Annotated in this window: 1 pseudogene; it reads left to right on the top strand. The window is 68.8% G+C overall.

The window, feature by feature from the left end:
• Window positions 1-526 (top strand): annotated as a pseudogene (locus IVA95_RS09890) (hybrid sensor histidine kinase/response regulator); the annotation flags it as partial.

The raw sequence follows: 526 nt of genomic DNA, 5'->3' as shown, positions 1-526 counted from the left end.
CCAAGTCGGCGAGACCCTGATGGGCAAATTCCGCGACGGCATGCCGGTCAAGGCGGAAGCCGTGACGCTGATCCTGTCGAGCATCGACCGCATCAAGGAGATCCTCGCCGGTCTCGAAGCCACCGAGACCGAGCCCGAGGGCACCGACGAAGACCTGATCGAGAAGCTGCATGCGATGGCCGAAGGCCATCACGCGGAAGCCGCGGCTGAACCCGCACCGGCGCCGATCCCCGTGGTGGCCGCGCCGCCGGTAGCGCCCGCGAAGACCAAGGGCACGCTGGTCGAGCAGGTGCTGGAACGCCCGTTGCGTCCGGGCGAAGTCTCGCTCGACGACCTCGAGCGCGCCTTCCGCGAGACCGCGACCGAAGTCGCGCCGGCACCCGTCGCCAAGGCGGCGCCGGAAGCCAAGGAAGCGGCGAAGGAAGCCAAGGCCAAGCCGGCCAAGCGCGCCGCCGCGATCGAGGTCGACGTCCAAGAAGCCGACAAGATCGCCAACCAGTCGATCCGCGTCAACGTCGACACCCTC

This window comes from Bradyrhizobium sp. 157, from assembly GCF_023073815.1.
In the GTDB taxonomy this organism is placed as follows: Bacteria; Pseudomonadota; Alphaproteobacteria; order Rhizobiales; family Xanthobacteraceae; genus Bradyrhizobium.
The sequence above is the reverse complement of the archived record's forward strand: the minus strand, read 5'-3'. Positions and strand labels throughout refer to the sequence as shown.